Here is a 21,298-nt window from a genome sequence, read left to right on the forward strand (position 1 = left end):
ACTGACGCAGGGACTGACGCAGGGACTGACGCAGGGACTGACGCAGGGACTGACGCAGGGACTGACGCAGGGACACATAAAAACCCCGGTGTGATCTGAATCACACCGGGGTTTTTATACGTTTTCAGGATCAGGCTCGGGCGCTCAGGCCCGGCCTGTCAGAGCAGATTAGTGTGCAGACGCCGCTGCAGCACCCACACCCGTCTCGGAACGCACAGACTGAGCCTCAAAACCGGCACGATCAATCTCGGCGCGAGCACTACGATCAGTGATCGAGAAGAACCAGATCGCCAGGAACGCCAACGGCATGGAGAACAGCGCCGCCGACGCATACGGGAATGGAGCCGTGCCAGCCGGATTACCCAACGTGGCTTCCCACACCGATGGCGAGAGCAAGGTCAGCAGCAATGCCACGATCAGACCCAGGAAGCCGCCAATTGTCGCGCCACGCGTCGTGCAACCCTTCCACATAATGGACAGGAACAGAACCGGGAAGTTAGCCGAAGCCGCAATCGCGAAGGCCAGTGACACCATGAAGGCAATATTCTGTTTCTCGAAAAGAATACCCAGCAACACGGCAATCACCCCCAGGACCAAGGTAGTCGTACGCGATACACGCATGACTTCCTCGTTCGTGGCCTCGCCTTTTTTGATCAGCGTGGAGTACAGGTCATGCGACACAGCCGACGTACCGGAGAGAGTCAAGCCGGCCACCACAGCCAAAATCGTGGCAAAAGCAACCGCCGACATAAAGCCCAGGAACACGTCGCCACCCACGGCATCAGCCAAGTGCACAGCGGCCATATTGGTACCACCAATCAACACTCCGCCATCTTCAAGGAAGCGAGGGTTGGTGGACACCAGCACGATAGCGCCAAAGCCAATGATGAAGGTCAGGATGTAGAAATAGCCAATCCAGGTGGTTGCCCAAAACACGGATTTACGTGCTTCTTTTGCATCAGGCACCGTGAAAAAGCGCATCAGGATGTGTGGCAAACCAGCGGTACCGAACATCAAGGCCATACCGAAGGAAATAGCGCTGATCGGATCCTTGATGAAGTTACCCGGTCCCATGATGGCCTGACCAATTGTGGAGGCCTGAACCGCATCTTTACCGGCAGCGATAGCGGCATCGGTCTTGACCTGTACTGCCGCCGCAAACAGTTTTTCCGGCGAAAAACCATATTGCGCCAGTACCATGATGGCCATGAAAGAGGCACCGAACAGCAGTAGCCCAGCCTTGATGATCTGCACCCAGGTAGTCGCGGTCATGCCACCGAACAGCACATAGACCATCATCAACACACCCACCAGCACCACGGCCACCCAGTATTCCAGACCAAACAGCAGCTTGATCAACTGGCCCGCACCTACCATCTGTGCGATCAGGTAAAACAGAACGACCACCAGCGTGCCCGAAGCCGCAAAGGCGCGGATAGGACCTTGGCGAAAGCGATACGCAGCCACGTCAGCAAAAGTGAACTTACCCAGATTACGCAGCTTTTCTGCCAACAGGAACGTAATGATCGGCCAGCCGACCAAAAAGCCGATGGAGTAGATCAGGCCGTCGTAGCCATTGATCATCACCGCAGCGGAAATACCCAAAAAGGAAGCCGCAGACATATAGTCACCGGCAATGGCCAGGCCGTTTTGAAAGCCTGTAATACCGCCACCTGCCGTGTAGAAGTCAGAGACCGACTTGGTGCGGGCAGCCGCCCATTTGGTAATCCACAAGGTCGCCAACACAAAGGCCGCGAACATGCCAATAGCAGTCCAGTTGGTTGGCTGCTTTTGCAGCTCGCCCAGATCGCCACCTGCCGCCAACAAGACGGGGCTGGTCAGCATCAAACCCAGAACCAGCCCGAAACGAAGGTAGGAACGTTTCATTTACGCACCTCCTCAAGGACTTCCTTGGCCATCTGGTCGAACTTGGTATTGGCACGCCAGACATAAATACCTGTAATCACAACCGCCAAAACAATGACGCCAAAACCAATAGGAATACCCAGGGTCATGACGCCTTCACCCAAGCGCATTGCAAACAACTCCTTGTCGAAAGCAATAATGCCGATGTAACTGTAATAGGCCACCAGCATGATGATGGTGAGTGTCCAACCCAACCGCAACCGGGTCTTGACCAGATTCTGATAGCGAGGATTGGCCGTTATCCGACCTACAAGGGGGTCTTGCATAGTTTGTCTCCGCATTGTTCTGAACGCCTTGTTCGCTGGCGTATCTTATTGAACCGGCCCAGCCCTCACAGGCTGAAAACGGCGTTATGAAGACGCCTGCCGACGTCTATGCGGTGAACATTAGAGCTCGACACTTACACCATACTTACTAATTGTGCCGCCTCAGGGTTATGCCTAGGAGCACAAAAATCGCACGCAAAAAGGGGGGTAAGGTTGGCGCGGGTGGAGGGGTTCGAACCCCCGGCCCCAGGCTTAGAAGGCCTGTGCTCTATCCAACTGAGCTACACCCGCCAGGTGATGATGGCATCGTCAAAACTGCCGACAATGCAAGGTCCTGATGCAAAGGTCCGGCAAGCGCCGGGACCCGTTTCAAGGTTTTTTCGTAACAAAACGAACTTGAAAAGGACAATCGAATATTCTAGCCTGAAAAGTCGTTTTCGATAAGCTGCAAGCGAGTCAGAGTGTCAATACTGTAAGAAAAATAATTATAGAGAGCATTTTGAATCGCAAATGGTACAGTCTTGTACGAATCAACTTGTTTTCCTGGATTTTGTCTCCATGCCGACCAAGAAGAAACTAAGTAAGCACTCTTTAATACTATCGGCCCCCCTTCTTATCTTGAGCGCAGTCCTGAGCACCGCACAGGCCGGTATTAGCTATCAATTGCGCCAAGTACAGGCCAGTTCGGGCGAAAGCGTCAACATTGATGCCATCGTCTATAACGACACAGGCAGCTTGATGAGCTGGACTGCCCCGCAAAACCTGGTTTTGCAGTGGCGCGACACCAACGGTAACGTCATCCGCAGTCTGGCCGAACTGGTTACTTCCCGGCCACGTGCGTCTATCCCCACCAACAATTTCACCGCCTATAGCTGGCGAGCCGTGGTCCCCAACGGGTTGACCGGCCTGCAAGCCGTCAATATTGAAGGCGAGCGTGTGATGTTGGCACTGGATACCAACCCGCAAGGCCAAAGCCCGATTACCTCTTTGCCTGCCACCGCACCGGTTGTGAATGCCGGAGCAGGCCGTGATCCTGGCGTCATCGATCCCGAGCTGCCCTATGCTCAGGCAGTGGCCGCTGGCGCTCAGCCAGAAGGTCCAGCCGTCAATAGCGGAGAGGGCTTGCGCCCGGCAACCTCCAGCTTTGAGAACTTCAGTAACGCCATCTCGGCACACGACCCAACCTACTTTATTGGCGGCAATAAAGGCGGGACAAACGCTCGCTTCCAGTTAAGCTTCAAGTACCGTTTGCACTCGCCACAAGATCCCAGCCAACCTAAGTTCTACGATCACTTCTACATTGGCTATACGCAAACTGCGCTGTGGGATCTGCACGCCGACTCCAAGCCCTTTGTCGACACCACGTACCGCCCCAGCTTTTTCTGGCGCAAGGACTCCATCTGGGAATCCGAGCAAAAACGTCTGTTCATGGGTCTGGCTACTGGCTATGAGCACGCCTCCAACGGCAAGGCCGGTGAGGACTCCCGTTCCATGAACGAGGTCTTCATCCAGCCCGAGTTCAACTACCGCTTTGATCATGGCGCGACCCTTACGTTCGCTCCCCGCATCAAACACTATGTATTCATGGGCGAGAATGCAGACTGGGCTCACTACCGAGGCCGTTACGACTGGAAGATCCGCTACGCTCAGGACAACGGTCTGGTGCTCTCTGGCATGTATAACAAGGGCGCGGGCAGCCGCAACACGCACGAGTTCTCGATTGCCTGGCCGCTCAAACGCACCCCCTTGAACATGAATGGCTACCTCTACGGCCAGTACTTCTCGGGCTACGCGGAAACCATGCTGGGTTACCGCGATCGTTCTTCGCAATTCCGTATCGGTCTGGCCCTGGTGCCATAAGCCCGCTACAGCAAGCCCCCACCGCGCCGGCTTCCCATGCCGGCGCGGGCCATATCATGATCACAGGCCTGGATCAGAAAACGCTGGAACAAGGCCACCAGACCTTGCGGCTCACGTTCTTTGGGCCACAACAAGCCCACCTCGACAGACTCCACCGTATCGGTAATGCCGATCGCGTGAATGCGCTTGCCTTCCAAAGACCAGGGCCGATAAACCATATCGGACAGAATCGTCACGCCAAAGCCGTAAGCCACCAGACCACGTACCGCCTCCAGGGAGCGCGTCCGCATGGCCACACGCTCCGGAAAACCAGGGCTGCCCCAATGCCGCATGGCCGCCGTATCCGCATCGTCCACCGTCAAGAAGATGTAGGGATAATGATTGATCTGCTCCAAAGACACACTGGACTCACTGGCCAGTGCGTGTTGATCTGACACCCATAAGCGCCGGCGGGAACTGCTCAGGCGGTGGTGCCCAAACATGGCCAAATCGGTAATATTCGACAAAAGAGCAACACCCAGGTCGATGCGCTCACTTTGCAAGGCCGCCTCCATGTCGGGGCGCTCCATATCCACCAGTTCGATGTCGATATTGGGATAACTGTGCTTGAAGCGGCTGATCAGGTCGGGCAAGAAATAGCCCAGAACCGTATAGCCGGCCGCCACCCGAATCTGCCCTTGGATATTTTGCCGCCGCAAATCAGCGTGATTCAGTGCGTCACTGACCGCGTCAATCACGTGATGCGCATGGTGAAAAAACGCCTGCCCCTGCGGCGTTAGCTCCACGCCGTGGGGCAGGCGTTCAAACAAGGCCACATTCAGTTGGCGCTCCAGACTTTGCACCGCATTGCTGATAGCCGACTGCGAGACATTCTCCGCCTGGGCCGCCGCAGAGAACTGTCCGCTGACCGCCGCCGCAATGAAATAACGGAACTGTCTCAAGGTCACTTCGTGTTTCATAGCCATCCGTTTTTCAGATATCAGGTACACGTAAATTTGATTTTACGATAACAAAAAGCTGCCCTAGACTAAAGAACAAACGACAACAACTTGCACGAAAACAATCCTTCTTGCAGGAGACAAACTCATGAATGCCCCACTCAACAAACCTTACAAGGCCATGTTGGAATCGGTGTCCCTGGATGACAAATACACGGTCACCAAGGGCCGCGCCTATATGAGCGGCACCCAGGCTCTGGTGCGCTTGCCCATGTTGCAAAAAGAGCGGGACCGGCGCGCAGGTCTGAATACGGCCGGCTTTATCTCTGGCTACCGGGGCTCCCCACTAGGGAGCGTAGACCAGGCTCTGTGGCAAGCCAGCAAACACCTGAAAGAGCACGACATCGTGTTCAAACCCGGTCTGAACGAAGATCTGGCCGCTACCGCCGTCTGGGGTAGCCAACAAACCAATCTGTATCCCAGTGCCCGTTTCGACGGCACGTTTGCTATGTGGTACGGCAAAGGACCGGGCGTGGATCGTTCTATGGATGTGTTCAAGCACGCCAACTCGGCCGGCAGCTCCCGCCACGGTGGTGTCCTGGTGCTGGCGGGCGATGACCACGGCGCCAAATCCTCCACCGTTGCCCACCAGTCCGATCACGTTTTCGCCGCCGCCGGTATCCCCGTGCTGTATCCGGCCAACGTGCAGGAATACCTGGACTTCGGCCAACACGGCTGGGCCATGAGCCGTTTCTCCGGCCTGTGGGTGGCCTTGAAGTGCGTCACCGAGGTCGTGGAGTCCAATGCCTCGGTAGACCTGGACCCGGACAGCCTGAACATCGTCCTGCCCGAGATCGAGGACATGCCCGCCGATGGCCTGAACATCCGCTGGCCAGACCCGCCACTGGCACAAGAAGCTCGCATGATGAACCACAAGTGGTACGCCGCTTTGGCTTATGTGCGCGCCAACAAACTGAACCGCATCGAGATTGATTCGCCCGAGGCGCGCTTTGGCATCATGACGGCCGGTAAGGCCTATCTGGACACCCGTCAGGCGCTGGCTGACCTGGGCCTGTCCGACGAACTCTGTGCCGAGCTGGGCATCCGACTCTTCAAAGTGGGCTGTATCTGGCCTCTGGACGGGCAGGACGCCCGCCAGTTCGCCACCGGACTGACCGAAATCCTGGTGGTGGAGGAAAAACGCCAGATTCTGGAATACGCCCTTAAAGAAGAACTGTACAACTGGCGCGATGATGTACGTCCCAAGGTCTACGGCAAGTTTGACGAGACCGAACACGGGGGTGGCGAATGGTCGCTGCAACGCTCTCCCTGGTTGCTGCCGCCCCAAGGTGAACTGTCCCCTGCAATTATTGCGCGCGCCATTGCCCGCCGCCTGTGCACCATGGACATTTCCGAGGAACTGCTGGCCCGCATCCAGGCTCGTCTGGCCATTCTGGACGCCAAGGATCGTGAAGCTCGGATGCCACGCGTCAGCGTGGAGCGCAAACCCTGGTTCTGTTCGGGCTGTCCGCACAATACCTCGACTCGCGTGCCCGAGGGTTCCCGCGCCATGGCGGGGATTGGCTGTCACTACATGACCGTCTGGATGGATCGCAGCACCTCCACCTTCAGCCATATGGGTGGCGAAGGCGTGGCCTGGATTGGTCAGCAACCCTTTACCGACGAGAAACACGTCTTTGCCAATCTGGGCGATGGCACGTACTTCCACTCGGGGATTTTGGCAATTCGCGCTTCGATCGCCGCCAACTCCAATATCACCTACAAGATTCTGTATAACGATGCCGTCGCCATGACAGGCGGCCAGCCCGTAGACGGGATCTTGAAAGTCACCGACGTCATTGCCCAGGTTCACGCCGAGGGTGCCCGCAAGATTGTGGTGGTTACCGACGAGCCCGAGAAATTCAAGGGCATGACCCTGGCGGGCAATCCGCCTGTCTACCACCGCGACGAGCTGGACCGCGTACAGCGCGAGCTGCGTGAAGTGCCCGGCACCACTATCCTGGTCTATGACCAGACCTGCGCCACAGAAAAACGGCGGCGTCGCAAGAAAGGGACTTACCCAGATCCGGCCCTGCGCGCCTTTATCAATGACACGGTCTGTGAAGGCTGCGGAGACTGCTCGGTCAAGTCCAACTGCCTGTCCGTCGAGCCGCTGGATACCCCTATGGGCTCCAAGCGCCGCATCAACCAGTCCTCCTGTAACAAGGACTTCTCCTGTGTTAACGGCTTCTGCCCCAGCTTTGTCACCCTGAAAGGGGCTCAAGTACGCAAGCCAGAAGCGAAAGGCCGTTCGCTGGAATCCTTCCATCTGGCCGATCTACCGCTGCCCAAACTACCGGACCTGGACAAGACCTACGGTATTTTGATCGCCGGTATTGGTGGCACCGGCGTGGTAACAGTGGGCGGCTTGCTGGGCATGGCCGCTCATATCGAACAAAAAGGCGTCAGCGTCCTGGATATGGCCGGCCTGGCTCAGAAAGGCGGTGCCGTGCTGAGCCATGTGCAAATTGCACGCCAGCCCGATCTGCTGCATGCCACTCGTGTCCCAACCGGAGAGGCTTCCTTGCTGATTGGCAGCGACGCCCTGGTCAGCGCTTCCACGGACGTACTGAGCCGTGTCAGCCGCGACCGCACGCACACCATTATCAATACCGCTGCCAGCCCGACCTCGGACCTGATCGGTAACGCACACTGGAAATTCCCGCTGCAAACAGCCTGCACGGATATTGAAAATGCCGTCGGCAAGGAAATCCGCTATCTGGATGCCAATGCGCTGGCGGTCCATGTCATGGGCGACGCTCTGTACGCCAACCCCATCTTGCTGGGTTACGCTTTCCAGCGCGGCTGGATTCCCCTGCACATGGACAGCCTGCTGCGCGCCATCGAGCTGAACGGAGTAGCCGTCAAAGCCAACCGCGAAGCTTTCCAATGGGGCCGTCTGGCTGCTGAAAAAGGTATCGAAACCTTGATGGAAGGGGCCACACCCAAGGCCCGCGCAGTCTCTTTCCCGGAAAGCGTGCAGTCCCTGATCAAGCGTATGGAAGAGCACCTGACAGCCTATCAGAACCCAGCCTGGGCCAAACGCTATCGCGATGCCATCAACAAGATCATGGAACGCGAATCGCGTCTGGATCAGGACAAGACGCTACCCCTGACTCGCATCGCTGCTACGCAACTGGCCAAGCTGATGAGCTACAAAGACGAGTACGAAGTCGCCCGCCTGTATACCGACCCGGCCTTCCTGGACAAGCTGCGCGCCCAGTTTGCGGGTGAACCCGGCAAGGACTACCAGATTGAATACCACCTGGCTCCGCCCTTGCTCGGTCGCAAGAACAGCCAGGGCCAGCCCACCAAGAGCAAGTTTGGTCCTTCGACCCGCCACTTGTTCAAGATTCTGGCCGGTCTGCGCGGTTTACGTGGTGGAGCTCTGGATATCTTTGGCTACACCCAGGAGCGCCGTCAGGAACGGCAGAATATTGAAGACTATCTGGCCGACCTGAATGAAGTCAGCGCCCACCTGGATGCGGACAATATGGAAGTAGCCCTGCGTTGGCTGAACTACCCGGATCTGATCCGTGGCTACGGCCATGTCAAGGATGCGGGCCATGTCAAAGCCTACGCCCAGCGTGAACAACAACGCAGCCAGTTCCGCTCCCGTACCGAACCCAGCCAACGCGTTGCCTGAACCGACCGCCGGCCCTGAACACCGGGCTGGCTTCCCCTAGCTCCTTCTTAACAGCAGGCTGTCTTTCCAAGCGGCCTGCTTTTTTTTCGTCTTTAAACCCTGCACCTGTCACAACCCGGTTCTCTGCGACAACTACCGTCGCTTAGCGACACAGTTTGCTCCGCAAACTGACATACAATCGTGCAATTCGATGCCAGTGCCACCATCCGTGGCAATCAGGTCGACCCAGGACCACTTTCTTATGCGCCATCTTGTTTACGTTTTTATTCCTTCAGCCCTGATTTTGCTGACCGCGTTCAGGCTGGCTTTTGCCTTGTGGCAATGGCCCCGTGTGCGTCAGGCCGGAGGTTTGCTGCCCATTCTGATTGGCGGCCTGCGTATCGACGCGCTGATAATTGCCGCCTTGAGCGCCCCCGTTGTCTTGCTGGCCCCCTGGGTGGGACACTACCCGGTGATGACGACAGTAGCCGCCCTCTGGTTTACCTTCGCCTGGTTTTTGCTGACCTTGCTGGAAGTCTCCACGCCCCAGTTCATTATTGAATACGACACTCGTCCAAACCGGCTGTATGTGGACTACCTGAAGCACCCGCAGGAAGTGGTGGGCATGCTCTGGAAAGGCTATCGACTGATGATCGGCATCGCCCTGATCGGACTGGGCCTGATTGTGTATTCAGGCTGGGCTATCTTTGGGCAGGTCTCCCCCGACCCGGTAATGAGCTGGTGGCTGCGTCCCATCTGGATGCTGGTGGGAGCCGCCCTGTGCGCACTGGCGATACGGGGCACCTTGGCCCACCGCCCCATCAACCCTTCCTCGGTGGCCTGGAGCAGCGACAGCATGCTCAACACACTGCCACTCAATTCGCTGTACAACGTAGCCTACGCTATCTACAGCATGAAAAACGAGCGTTCTGCCCAGGACATTTACGGTGGCATGGATGCCGCCGAAATGAACCAGATCGTGCGCGATGCGGCTGCTCTACCTGCCGGCCCTGACACATTACCCACCCTGCACCGTCAAACGCCCGCACAACTACGCGAGCGCAAACCCAATCTAGTCCTGATCGTAGAGGAGAGCCTGGGCGCCCAATATGTCAGCAATCTGGGCGGCGCCAATCTAACCCCCGAGCTGGACAAGCTGGCCCAAACAGGCTGGAATTTTCGCCGTGCTTATGCCACCGGCACCCGCTCGGTGCGCGGTCTGGAAGCGGTTTCCGCCGGCTTTCCTCCCACCGTGGCCGATGCGGTGCTGCGACTGCCCGGCTCGCAAACCCGCTTTTTTACTCTGGCCCAATTACTCAAAGAGCAAGGTTACCGTTCGCGCTTTATCTATGGCGGCGAAGCCCACTTTGACAATATGAAGAGCTTTTTCCTGGGCAATGGCTTTGATGAGCTGTATGAACAATCCAGCTTTGAGTCCCCCGAGTTCGTCGGCACCTGGGGCGCCAGCGACGAGGATATGTTCAACAAGCTGCACCATTTACTTAGCCAGGACAAGGAGCAGCCTACACTGACACTGGCCTTCTCCGTCAGCAATCACTCGCCCTGGGAGTACCCGGCTGGCCGTATCCAGGTCGAAGGCGACCCTGCCACCGTAGAGAACACCGTGCGTTACGCGGACTGGGCCATTGGGGACTTCTTCAAAAAAGCCCGCCAATCCGACTATTGGGACAACACGGTATTTTTGATTGTGGCCGACCACGACTCGCGCGTGGGTGGGGCCAATCTGGTGCCTTTACGCCACTTCCATATTCCCGCCCTGATTCTGGGCGGGGGTGTGCCCAGCCGCCAGGACGAACGCATTATCAGCCAGATCGATCTGGCTCCCACCCTGCTATCCCTGATGGGGATTGAAAGCGAACACCCCATGATCGGGCGCGACCTGACCCAGCAAGACAGCGACCGAGCCATGATGCAATATTTCGAGAACTACGGATATCTAAAGGGCGATATCCTGACCGTGCTGATGCCCCACCAGTCGCCTTGCCAATATCGCTATACCGCACCGGACAAGTACGAGCCGCTGGAGCAGATAGACGACGTGTTGGCCAAGGAGGCATTGGCCCACGTGCTCTGGCCTAGCTGGGCATACCACGAACAGGCTTACACCCTGCCCCACCTGCAAAAACGCTGAAACCGAGAGCACAGGGCTTGACGAAGCCCTTAATTCGCTCTATTATGCTTGTCTTTAGTCGGGGCGTAGCGCAGCCTGGTAGCGCATCTGGTTTGGGACCAGAGGGTCGCGAGTTCGAATCCCGCCGCCCCGACCATTAAAGAATTAAAGGCTTAGTTCATTGCACAGTGAACTAAGCCTTTTTCTTTGCCTACCCCTTGAACGTTAGTCTATTTGCATGGTGTGTTTTGCCTTGGGCAGTGAAAAATTGGCCCTTAGCCCTGATTCATCAATGCGTTCAAGCCCCCTTTTTAATGAGGCATACGCTTGCCAAGTCAACAAGGACAGGATATAATTTTTTGCTTAGTCGGGGCGTAGCGCAGCCTGGTAGCGCATCTGGTTTGGGACCAGAGGGTCGTAGGTTCGAATCCTATCGCCCCGACCAAAAAATTCAAAGGCCTTGCAGAGCAATCTGCAAGGCCTTTTTGTTTTGCTGACTCATTGAACCATGCACGCCAGCAACGCCACAGCGTTTAACTTTGGCTTGGGCTTACCCCCACCGAATTGGGCAAACCAAAAATCGCATCAAATGCCCAGTTATAAATAAAGGCGAAGATGGGAAAGAAGGCCAGCAATACCGCCTCCATCAAAAAAGCCTTCCACAAACTGATATCCAGCCACCACGCGATCAGCGGAACCAGCAAAGACACCAGCACGATCTGAAAACCGGCCACATGCAGCACCCGGTGCCAGAAGGTGCGCGTCTGGATCTGGCGGCGGCGCTCCCAGGCCTCAAACAGCATGTTATAGAACAGGTTCACCGACACCGCACACGTGCTGATCATGAAAGACAACACACCACTTTGCATCGCCCCCGCCCCGCTCAAGTGCCCCAATACGGTTGCCGCTACCATCATGCCCAACAGCTCGAACATCCCCACATAGACAACTCTTCTTTTCCACCCCTGCACGATAAATATCCTTTATAAAAATGCTGAAAAGCATGATTATCCGCAGTAATACTTTTAGAAAAAGTCAGATTCCATCAGTTTTACTTATAGGTTAAGTCATGCTTACCAGCGATCATCTGGAGCTATTGTTGGCCGTGGTCGAACACGGCTCTTTTTCCTCTGCAGCACGGGCCTTGCGACGGACGCAATCGGCCGTCAGCATGGCCGTGGCCAATCTGGAGGCCGAGCTGGACCTGACGCTATTTGATCGCAGCCGCCGTGAACCCGTACCGACTACCGAACTGCTGGCCATGCTGCCCGAGGCCAAACTGATCGCCAGCCGCTTGCAGGGTTTGCGGCTGCATTTGCAGGAATTGTCGGGGGGGCTGGAAAGTCATTTGCGGCTGGGTATCGTCTGCGACGTTGATCCCAAACCGGCTTTGATTGCCTTGCAGGCTCTGGAGCAACGCTATCCCGGCCTGGACATAGAGCTGCGAACCGCGCCGCAAGACACACTGGTCGAGGCCCTGAAAAAACGCGAGCTGGATCTGTGCATTGCCTACGGCGGACTGGAACTGGAAAGCGTGGGGATCATCCAGTCCTTGTGGACCGAAACCATTAGCGCCGTCGCCGCGCCTGACCATCCCTTGGTGCGAGGTGGCCCGCGCCCCCTGGAGGACTTGAAAGCCTACCGGCAGATTGTCATTACCAGCCCCGACAATGATCTCAACAAAGACCGCTCCATGCTCAGCCTGCGTCAGTGGAAAACGGACAACTTGTCCCTGACGCTGGAACTGGTGGAGCGGGGTTTAGGCTGGGCAAATCTGCCCTTGTCGTGCTTGCGGCCCTCACTGGAGTCTGGCCGTTTGCACCGTATCCAGTTCTCTACCGGCAGCAACGGGCTGGACTTGCCCATTTATCTACTGCAATCCAAGGGGCAGAATGTGGGCAAAGCGCAGGCCCTGTTCAGACAGGCCCTGCAAGACGAGCTAAATAGCCGCGTCCTCCCTACTCCGGCACCGTGACATTGGCCTGGCCACTATCGGCCAGGAACTGGGCCACCATCCCCTCTTTCTTCTGCCGGGCAATAAAAGCCTCGACCCAAGCGTGAGCCAAGGTACGTTCCGAAGGCACCGCCATGGCCTGACGAATCACGGTAAAACTGTCGGGCAGCACACGCAAACCGCTGCGGGAACTCGCATAACGCTCCAGAGGCTGACGCACACCGGCAGCGGCATCCAGCTCCTCTTCTACAAACAGGTCGATGGCATCAGCAGAGGTGGTTGCCCGCACCAGATCGGCATGTTTCAAATGACGGCTCAGGAACAGGTCGTAGGCCGCGCCCTTACCAACCGCAATGCACAGGCCTGGCCGATCCAGTTGATCCACGGTCTGAAAGGCAGACTCTTCGCGTACCAGATACGTGCCTTCAATGTGTACATAGGCTTCACTGAAGCGGATCTTCTCCGCACGCTTGGGATCAATCGCCAAAAAAGCCAAATCCCACTCATCCCGATACACTGCCTCCACCACGGCCTGAGCCGCATCATAGCCGCGAAATTGCACGCTCAAGCCCAGCTCTTGCGCCACACTGTGAGCCAGATCGGCCGACACCCCTTTGGGCGACTGCTCATTGGCACCGCGTTGGGCCAGGACGGGGTTGCCGTAATTCATGGCAACACGCAACACCCCGCTGGGGGCCAGTTCTGCTGCGACAGCCTGCTTTTGTGTCATGTAAATGCTCCGTCATACTTTTAAGAACCCGGTCTTCTACAATAACGCACCTTCCTGTCCCACTACATAATGGAGCGCCTATATGTCTCGTGATGATCTTGGAAAACTCTTGCTGCGTGTCACGGTCGGTGTGTTGATTCTGCTGCACGGCATCGCCAAGATACGTTATGGCATCGGCGGCATTGAACGAATGCTGATCGCCAACAATATGCCCGGCTTTCTGGCCTGGGGGGTCTACATAGGCGAAGTAATTGCTCCGGTCCTGATGATTCTGGGCTTTTACGCCCGTGCTGGCGGTTTGATTGTAGCCATGAACATGGTCATTGCCTTGTTGCTGGCCCACAGCAACCAGATCAGCAGTTTCAATGCCCAAGGCATTTGGGCTTTGGAGTTGCAAGGGATGTTCCTGATTGGTGCGCTGACCGTAGGTTTGATTGGTGCCGGACGCTACAGCCTGGGTGGTGATGGCGGCCCCTGGAACTAAGGCTGCCCCCAGCCCTGTGCTAAAAGAACGCCCGCCTCGCCGGGCGTTTTTCATGGATGATCAAGCCATTACCACCACCTGCCCCTGTTAGCACCAGCCACTCAATCTGCCAGCCCCAGACGCCTCTACCCTCAACGACACTGGTGTTGGTGTTGGTGTTGGTGTTGGTGTTAGCACCCAAGCTTCCTACCTTAACTCGCCAAGGTCAAATCCAGGCGCAAACCACCTTTCTCCGACACACTGGCCTGCACCTTGCCCTGATAGCTGCGCGCAAGCTCACGCACAATGTCCAATCCCAAACCAAAGCCAGGGTGCCGTTCATCCGCACGCTGACCTCGGCCAAACACACGCTCAAGCTGCTCCGGGTCCAGGCCAGGGCCATCATCTTCCACCACCAGATGCAGCACATTGTCCTGCTGCCACACCTGACACCACACATTTTGTGTGGCCCATTTGCAGGCGTTGTCCAAGAGATTACCGGCCATCTCCTGCAAATCCTGCTCTTCGCCTTTAAAAACCAATTCCTGCTCGGACACATCCAGATGAATCTGCTTATCCTTGTGCAAACGTCCCATCACCCGGCACAGGGACTGCAAACAGGCAGACACATCGGTACGCACGCCAATGGCTCTTACCGCCATGGCCCGTGCACGAGACAAGTGGTGATCAACCTGACGCTGGGCCAAGGCCACCTGCTCGCTAACCACAGCCGCCAAATGCGGATCTTCTGCCTGGGCTGCATTACCCATAATCGTTAGCGGGGTTTTGACGGCATGGGCCAGGTTTCCAGCCTGCGCCCGCGCACGATCCACCATGCCCGCATTGGCACTGAGCACCGCATTGAAATCATCCACCAAGGGCTGAATTTCGCTGGGAAAACTACCACCAACTTGCGGCTCACGGCCTTCTTGCACATCCAGCAAACGGCGTCGCAACAGATGCAAAGGATACAAGGCCAGCACCACTTGCAAGATAGCCGCCAGAATCAGACCCACGGCCAAACCGCCCAGAGACAGGAACAGAATCCGCTCAAAACGGGCCAAGGGCTCGGCCAACAGCTCCCGCTTGCCCGCCACCATGATCTGCAAGCTTTGGCCCTTGTCGTTAACCTCGTCCAGCTCCTGACGCAGCACCACCAGTCGCTGCTTTTCCGGGCCGGTCAGTGACAGAACGCCACTGGGCGTATCAGGCGCATTCACATCCAGGGCTTCGTCCCACAAAGAAGTTGACCGCAAAACGACGCTCCACTGATCGCTGCCCACCTCCTGGCGGGCAATCTGCCAGTACATGCCAGAATACGGTTGTTCAAATAAAGGATCACTCAGACGCGATTGCAGGGTAACGCCATCCGCATTGTCCAGATTCACATCCGCCATGATCTGGTCCAGATGAGTTTGTAAACGCTGCTCGAACTGACGATAAACATGGTCTTGAAACAGGCGATTCAAGCCCAAGCCGGCCAGAACAATACTGATCAGAATCCAGGCCAAGGTCCCCAGCAGCAAGCGGCCACGCAAGGAACCCAAAATGGAGTGACCCCGCCAGGCAATCATGCTTCGGGGTCCACCAGACGGTAGCCCATGCCTCGCACCGTTTCGATGTAGCCGGGGGGCAGCTTTTTGCGCAAACGACCGATAAACACCTCGATGGTATTGGAGTCGCGCTCGAAGTCTTGCGAGTAAATATGTTCAGTCAACTGGGTACGTGACAAAACCTGACCGGGGTGATGCATCATAAATGCCAACAAGCGGTATTCATGACTGGTCAGAGACAGAACCATGCCCGCACAACTGATCGAGGACGAGCGCGCATCCAGCTCCAATTTACCCAACTGCAAACGCGGGTTCGCCTGCCCCGCCGCACGGCGCAGCAGGGCCCGCATACGGGCCAGCAACTCTTCCATGTGAAAGGGCTTGGCCACGTAGTCGTCAGCACCGGCATCCATGCCTTCAACCTTGTCGTGCCAGTCATTGCGGGCCGTCAGAATCAGCACCGGCATATTAATGTCCGAAGCGCGCCAGCGACGCAATACCGATACCCCGTCCATGCCTGGCAAGCCCAGATCCAGCACGACTGCGTCAAAGGCTTCAACCTCGCCCTGGTAATGCCCCTGCTCGCCATCATGAGCGACTTGAACGGCATAGCCCGCCCGCTCCAGCGCCTGTTGCAATTGCGCTGCCAAGGTAGGTTCGTCTTCAACAACCAGTATCCGCATATCAATGTCCTCGGGAGTGTGAACGTTTCACACCACGCACACGCAGCACCTTGCCGGTCAAAGCATCCACTTTCAGGCGCAGGAGGCGGTTGTCGTCAACCAGCATGCGTAACTCATACACCCACAGATCAACGCGTTCGTCATATTCAAACTGCACACGCAGCACTCGACCGGGATACGTTTCCCTCACCCGTTTCAACACCTCCCGCAGCGGCAAGGCTTCCCCACGGCGCACGGCCTCACGGGCCTGATCGTGGCCACGGTAGGCCGGCCCTGGAGGCCAATACGGACTGGGGCCGAAACGCTCGTTAGGCGGGGGAGGTTCGGGTGGAGGTGGTAGCGGGGGTAGGCGACGAAAACAGTCATCATCCCCGACGTAATCATGTCCCGACCAATCCGAACGCTGATCCCTGTCCCACGACGAATCGCCCCGCTGCTTTTTGCTGCCGCAGTCAGGAGAATCATGGGAATGGGCAAATGCCAATGGCATCACCGCCGTCAGAACGGCGGCCAAGCTCATCAGCAATGCGGATTGTTTAATGGACGTCATGAGAATCGGTAGGTGCAAACAAAAAAGAGGGATCAAACGACCACGCCCCCTTATATAGCAAGCTGCGGATGAACATAACATGAACAGCGGCTTCAGTTTAGATTCAGAGCCACCTATCCATAATGGGCACCAGGCTGACAGGACAAATCAACCTTCCCACCTCAAAAGGAAGCTACCCAGGAATCTGACAGCACCACTTTTTGATTACATGAAGGAGCTATACATGAAACGCACTTCCCTCTTTTCTGCCTTGGTAGTGAGCGCAAGCCTGTTGGGTGGCACTGCTGCCATTGCACAGGACGCCACAAGCACAGCCCAAACACAAACTACCCAAAAACAGACTCGTCAGGCCCGTGACCATAAACCGCTGACCGCGAACGACGTCACCGATATTGGCCCAGCCTACCAGCGTCTGAAAGAGGCAGGCTACAGCAAGGTCGGCAGCCTGCATCAGCGCGGCGACCGCATCATGGCCATGGTGGTGGATAAGGACGGCAAGGTCGTTCGTGTCCGCTCCGAAGGCGAAAACGGTGCCTTTACAGTCGTCGAACGTAAAACCGACGGTCAACATCGTCGCGGCCACCGCGACGGACACCGTGACGGTACCAGCAGGGAAGCCAAATAAGTTTTGTATCCCGGCCCATCCATATCACTTTCCCCTAAGCCGTTGCTGTTCGCAATCAATCGTTTGAAGTGACAAGCCCTTGTTGTTTTAGCAGTCAAAGTCGATAGCTGGACCTTGCCGCTCCCATCAAGGCAGCGGCAAGCAAGCAGGACGAAAAACGGCGCATCCCCTGGCGCCGTTTTTCTTTTTCTACTGGCTAGCCCGGATAGGGACATCCCGCATAAGGGGTTAGGATGAAAGTCTATTTCACCTTTGGGAAACGTGTCTCTCATGCTGTCTGCTGATTCTGTTTACTCGCAAAGCTACTCGGAATTTCACTGGTCCATCCCCGAACACTACAACATCGCTCACGATGTTTGCGACAAGTGGGCTGACGGATCTGGACGTCTTGCCCTGATCCAGCAAGGGCCTGATGGCCAGGTCAAACGCTACACCTTCGATCAACTCAAAGCCTGGTCCGACTCGCTGGCTGCCGCCTGGCAAGCCCAAGGAATACAGGCAGGTGACCGTATCGCCATTTTTTTGGCGCAGGGGCTGGAAACCGCTCTAGCCCATTTGGCAACCTACAAGATTGGCGCTATTGCCATGCCCTTGTTCACCCTGTTCGGCACGGATGCGCTGCGCTATCGCCTGAATGACTCCGGCGCCAGCACCTTGATTACCGATCAACAAGGACTGGGGACGCTGCTGCCACTGCGTGAGCATCTGCCGCAACTCAAATATCTTTATCAAAGTGACAGCCAGCAGGATCAGGAACAGGCGCTGTCCCTGTGGCAAGCCATTGCCGCCCACCCGGAACCGGCACCACGCACCCTGAACACCCGAGCAGACGACCCCGCCGTGCTGATCTATACCTCCGGCACCACCGGCTCGGCCAAAGGCGCGCTGCATGCCCACCGTGTGCTGCTGGGGCACCTGCCGGGCGTGGAGATGTCGCACAACTTTCTGCCCACCGGCGAAGGCCTGATGTGGACCCCTGCCGATTGGGCCTGGATTGGCGGCCTGCTGGATGTACTGCTACCCGCCTGGCATCACGGCATTCCCGTACTGGCCTACCGCTTTCCCAAATTCGATGCCCAAGCCACCTGGAAGCTGATGTCTGAACACGGCGTCACGCATACTTTTCTGCCGCCCACGGCACTGAAAATGCTGCGTCGCAGCCAATGGTCACGCGAGCAATGGCCCCTGAAGCTGCAATCCATTGCCAGCGGCGGGGAATCTTTGGGTGCGCAGCTACTGGATTGGGCAAAACAGGAACTGGGCATCACCATCAACGAGTTCTACGGACAAACCGAGTGCAATATGATCGTGTCCTCTTGCTCGGCCTGGTTTCCCGGTCAGGCCGGCAAGATCGGCAAGGCCGTACCCGGCCACAAAGTCGCCATTGTGGATGATCAGGGGCAGATTCAGAAAGCCGGGGTCGAAGGCCATATTGCCGTGCAAGCCCCCGATCCGGTCATGTTTCTGGGCTATTGGCAAAAACCGGACGCCACCCGCGAAAAGTTTGTGGGAGACTGGCTGCTGACCGGCGATAAAGGCATGCAGGACGAGGACGGCTATATCCAGTTCGTAGGCCGGGATGATGATGTGATCACCAGCTCCGGCTACCGGATTGGCCCCGGCCCGATTGAAGATGGCCTGATGGGGCATTCCTCTGTGGCGATGGCAGCAGTCATAGGGGTGCCCGATCCGGAGCGCACTGAAGTGGTGAAAGCCTTTATTGTGCTCAAAGAAGGGGTCGAACCCTCCCAAGCGCTGGTCAAAGAGATTCAGGAGCACATCAAGCGCCGGGTCGCGGCACATGAATACCCACGGCAGATTGAGTTTGTGGATGCCCTGCCCATGACCACCACGGGCAAAGTCATACGTCATGCTTTGCGCAAGTTAAGTCAGTAGCGATTCAGCTGTCGCCCAACAAAGAGGTGGGATCAGCGCGGCAATCAGCCCAGATGCTGAACGTAGGAGTGTATGGTGCTTCAGTGAGCGCCATACTCCCATCGACCAAGTACAGAGCAAGGCTCAAGCACTGCTTGCCCGTGCTGCCCCCCATCACGCGGCACATGAGTAAACCCGTACGGATTGGAGCAATCTTGTTTTTGACTATCCCGGACAACAACACACCCTAAACCTTAGATTTCTGTCCAAGGATTAGGGTGTTGTCATACGGGGACGGTAATTCCGTACCAGGGTATAGCTGGCTACCAGACTCCAGACAAAGCCCCATAAGACAGCTTTGCCTGCATCCGTCTGATTAACCGAAACGACCGGTAATGTAGTCTTCGGTTTCTTTGCGAGCCGGTTTCACGAAAATCTGATCAGTTTCACCAAACTCCATCAGCTCGCCCAGATACATATAGGCGGTGTAATCCGAGCAACGTGCTGCTTGCTGCATGTTGTGGGTCACGATCACCACGGTGTAGTCCGCTTTCAGCTCAGCAATCAGCTCTTCGATCTTGGCGGTGGAAATCGGATCCAGCGCCGAGCAAGGCTCGTCCAGCAGCAGAACTTCAGGTTTGATCGCCACACCACGGGCAATACACAGACGCTGTTGCTGACCACCGGACAAGCCGTTACCGCTTTGGTGCAGCTTGTCTTTCACTTCATTCCACAGCGCGGCTTTGGACAGGGCCCATTCCACACGCTCGTCCATTTCACCTTTACTCAGGCGCTCGAACAAACGCACGCCAAAGGCCACGTTGTCGTAAATGCTCATGGGAAACGGTGTCGGTTTCTGAAACACCATACCCACTTTGGCGCGGATCAAGGAAATGTCCTGCTTGGACGTCAGCAGGTTTTCATTATCCAGCATGATCTCACCCTCAGCACGTTGGCCGGGGTACAACTCGTACATACGGTTCAGTGTGCGCAGCAAGGTGGATTTACCGCAACCGGAAGGTCCGATAAAGGCCGTAACCTTCTTTTCCTTGATAGACATGTTCACATTGCGCAGGGCATGGAATTTGCCATAGAAGAAATTCAGGTTACGGATTTCAATCTTGGTCGATTCGTCGGAGGTAATAATTTGACTCATAGCGTTGGCCGACTAGGGCGCTCCGTGAAAACGTTATTTTTGGCGGAAAAGGCTGCGAGCCAGGATATTGATACCCAAGACCAGCAAGGTAATCAGCACCGCACCTGCCCAGGCCAGACGGTTCCAGTCCTCAAAGGGGCTGGCAGCATATTGGAAAATCACCACAGGCAAGTTGGCCAGCGGCGCGTTCATGTTCAGGGACATGAACTGGTTGTTCAAGGCGGTGAACAACAAGGGAGCCGTTTCACCAGCAATACGAGCCACGGCCAGCAGAACACCCGTCACGATACCGGGCAAGGCTGCACGGTAGGAGATGGACATCACAATCTTCCACTTGGGGCAGCCCAAAGCGGCCGCTGCTTCACGCAGGCCATTGGGGACCAACATCAGCATATTGTCGGTAGAACGCACGACCACCGGGATCACCAAAATGGCCAGAGCCAGCGCACCGGCCCAACCCGAATAGTGTCCCACCTGGGCCACATACACGGCGTAGATGAACAGACCAATAATGATGGACGGGGCCGACAGCAGCACGTCATTCAGAAAGCGGGTTGCTGGTGCCAGCCAGCCGCGCTGACCGTACTCGGCCAGATAGGTCCCGGCCAGAATGCCGATAGGCGTACCAATCAGGGTACCAACGCCCGCCATCATGACACTGCCAACGATGGCGTTCAACAAACCACCCTGGCCACCTGGAGGCGGTGTGCTTTCAAACAGCAAGGACCAGGCCATGGCACTACTGCCCTTTTCAATCAAGGTCCAGATGATCCAGAACAGCCAGAACAGGCCAAAGATCAAAGCAGCAAAAGACACCCCCAGCATCAGGCGGTTGAACACCTGCCTGCGTTTGTAGATCGGGTTGCTCAGACTAATTGCGGATTTTTTATCAAACATGGTAGG

General features: G+C 56.6%; 17 protein-coding genes and 3 tRNA genes. 9 read left to right on the forward strand and 11 right to left on the reverse strand.

What is annotated here, in order from left to right; genetic code table 11:
* Positions 1-168: 168 nt before the first annotated feature.
* The 3 genes from CA948_RS10550 to CA948_RS10560 form a co-directional block, all read right to left on the reverse strand.
* On the reverse strand, positions 169-1,887 hold the full coding sequence (locus CA948_RS10550) for a cation acetate symporter (RefSeq protein ID WP_108727979.1): 1,719 nt from the start codon (positions 1,885-1,887) through the stop codon (positions 169-171).
* A complete protein-coding gene (locus CA948_RS10555) occupies positions 1,884-2,192 on the reverse strand; it encodes a DUF485 domain-containing protein (protein WP_108727980.1) in 309 nt (102 codons plus the stop codon). The genes CA948_RS10550 and CA948_RS10555 overlap by 4 nt, the downstream gene beginning before the upstream one ends.
* Positions 2,193-2,406: 214 nt before the next feature.
* Positions 2,407-2,483: transfer RNA gene (locus CA948_RS10560), tRNA-Arg, on the reverse strand.
* A 267-nt stretch (positions 2,484-2,750) separates the two neighbouring features.
* Between CA948_RS10560 and CA948_RS10565 the strand changes: the two genes are divergently transcribed.
* Positions 2,751-4,052, forward strand: coding sequence for a phospholipase A (locus CA948_RS10565; RefSeq protein WP_108727981.1), 1,302 nt, complete (start codon positions 2,751-2,753; stop codon positions 4,050-4,052).
* Positions 4,053-4,057: 5 nt separating this feature from the next.
* Here the strand turns inward: CA948_RS10565 and CA948_RS10570 are convergent, their stop codons facing one another.
* A complete protein-coding gene (locus tag CA948_RS10570) occupies positions 4,058-5,011 on the reverse strand; it encodes a LysR family transcriptional regulator (RefSeq protein WP_420866726.1) in 954 nt (317 codons plus the stop codon).
* A gap of 127 nt (positions 5,012-5,138) precedes the next feature.
* Here CA948_RS10570 and CA948_RS10575 point away from each other — a divergent pair, with 127 nt between their 5' ends.
* The 4 genes from CA948_RS10575 (at position 5,139) to CA948_RS10590 (ending at position 11,251) form a co-directional block, all read left to right on the forward strand.
* A complete protein-coding gene (locus tag CA948_RS10575) occupies positions 5,139-8,696 on the forward strand; it encodes an indolepyruvate ferredoxin oxidoreductase family protein (protein WP_108727983.1) in 3,558 nt (1,185 codons plus the stop codon).
* Positions 8,697-8,937: 241 nt separating this feature from the next.
* On the forward strand, positions 8,938-10,827 hold the full coding sequence (locus CA948_RS10580; RefSeq protein ID WP_108727984.1) for an LTA synthase family protein: 1,890 nt from the start codon (positions 8,938-8,940) through the stop codon (positions 10,825-10,827).
* 59 nt (positions 10,828-10,886) lie between these two features.
* Positions 10,887-10,963: transfer RNA gene (locus CA948_RS10585), tRNA-Pro, on the forward strand.
* Between the two features lie 211 nt (positions 10,964-11,174).
* Positions 11,175-11,251: transfer RNA gene (locus CA948_RS10590), tRNA-Pro, on the forward strand.
* Between the two features lie 88 nt (positions 11,252-11,339).
* On the opposite strand, the gene CA948_RS10595 is transcribed toward CA948_RS10590, so the two are convergent.
* Positions 11,340-11,777 carry a PACE efflux transporter gene (locus tag CA948_RS10595; RefSeq protein WP_108727985.1) on the reverse strand — a complete coding sequence of 146 codons (438 nt, stop codon included), beginning with the start codon at positions 11,775-11,777 and terminating at the stop codon, positions 11,340-11,342.
* A gap of 98 nt (positions 11,778-11,875) precedes the next feature.
* Here CA948_RS10595 and CA948_RS10600 point away from each other — a divergent pair, with 98 nt between their 5' ends.
* Positions 11,876-12,781: a LysR family transcriptional regulator gene (locus CA948_RS10600; protein WP_108727986.1), complete on the forward strand. Its 906-nt coding sequence runs from the start codon at positions 11,876-11,878 to the stop codon at positions 12,779-12,781.
* Here the strand turns inward: CA948_RS10600 and CA948_RS10605 are convergent.
* Positions 12,765-13,490, reverse strand: a complete 726-nt coding sequence (locus tag CA948_RS10605; protein WP_094195850.1) for a transporter substrate-binding domain-containing protein — start codon at positions 13,488-13,490, stop codon at positions 12,765-12,767. The genes CA948_RS10600 and CA948_RS10605 overlap by 17 nt on opposite strands.
* Before the next feature lie 82 nt (positions 13,491-13,572).
* Between CA948_RS10605 and CA948_RS10610 the strand changes: the two genes are divergently transcribed.
* Entirely contained in the window at positions 13,573-13,974 is a 402-nt protein-coding gene (locus CA948_RS10610) for a DoxX family protein (protein WP_094195849.1), read from the forward strand.
* A gap of 191 nt (positions 13,975-14,165) precedes the next feature.
* Here CA948_RS10610 and CA948_RS10615 read toward each other — a convergent pair whose 3' ends face one another.
* Genes CA948_RS10615 through CA948_RS10625 form a run of 3 tightly spaced genes read right to left on the reverse strand, consistent with a single transcriptional unit; the run spans position 14,166 to position 16,739 of the window.
* Positions 14,166-15,527, reverse strand: coding sequence for a sensor histidine kinase (locus tag CA948_RS10615; protein ID WP_108727987.1), 1,362 nt, complete (start codon positions 15,525-15,527; stop codon positions 14,166-14,168).
* Positions 15,524-16,189, reverse strand: a complete 666-nt coding sequence (locus tag CA948_RS10620; RefSeq protein ID WP_094195847.1) for a response regulator transcription factor — start codon at positions 16,187-16,189, stop codon at positions 15,524-15,526. Before CA948_RS10620 ends, CA948_RS10615 begins: the two co-directional genes overlap by 4 nt.
* A 1-nt stretch (position 16,190) precedes the next feature.
* Positions 16,191-16,739, reverse strand: a complete 549-nt coding sequence (locus CA948_RS10625) for a PepSY domain-containing protein (RefSeq protein WP_108727988.1) — start codon at positions 16,737-16,739, stop codon at positions 16,191-16,193.
* Positions 16,740-16,962: 223 nt separating this feature from the next.
* Between CA948_RS10625 and CA948_RS10630 the strand changes: the two genes are divergently transcribed.
* Positions 16,963-17,364, forward strand: coding sequence for a hypothetical protein (locus CA948_RS10630; protein WP_094195845.1), 402 nt, complete (start codon positions 16,963-16,965; stop codon positions 17,362-17,364).
* A 270-nt stretch (positions 17,365-17,634) separates the two neighbouring features.
* The gene (locus CA948_RS10635) at positions 17,635-19,260 is read left to right on the forward strand and encodes an acyl-CoA synthetase (protein WP_108727989.1); all 1,626 of its coding nucleotides are present in this window, start codon (positions 17,635-17,637) and stop codon (positions 19,258-19,260) included.
* 355 nt (positions 19,261-19,615) lie between these two features.
* Here CA948_RS10635 and pstB read toward each other — a convergent pair whose 3' ends face one another.
* The gene (gene pstB, locus CA948_RS10640; RefSeq protein ID WP_108727990.1) at positions 19,616-20,395 is read right to left on the reverse strand and encodes a phosphate ABC transporter ATP-binding protein PstB; all 780 of its coding nucleotides are present in this window, start codon (positions 20,393-20,395) and stop codon (positions 19,616-19,618) included.
* A gap of 33 nt (positions 20,396-20,428) precedes the next feature.
* On the reverse strand, positions 20,429-21,292 hold the full coding sequence (gene pstA, locus CA948_RS10645) for a phosphate ABC transporter permease PstA (RefSeq protein WP_094195843.1): 864 nt from the start codon (positions 21,290-21,292) through the stop codon (positions 20,429-20,431).
* Between the last annotated feature and the right edge of the window lie 6 nt (positions 21,293-21,298).

The organism is Alcaligenes aquatilis, assembly GCF_003076515.1.
Lineage (GTDB): Bacteria > Pseudomonadota > Gammaproteobacteria > Burkholderiales > Burkholderiaceae_B > Alcaligenes > Alcaligenes aquatilis.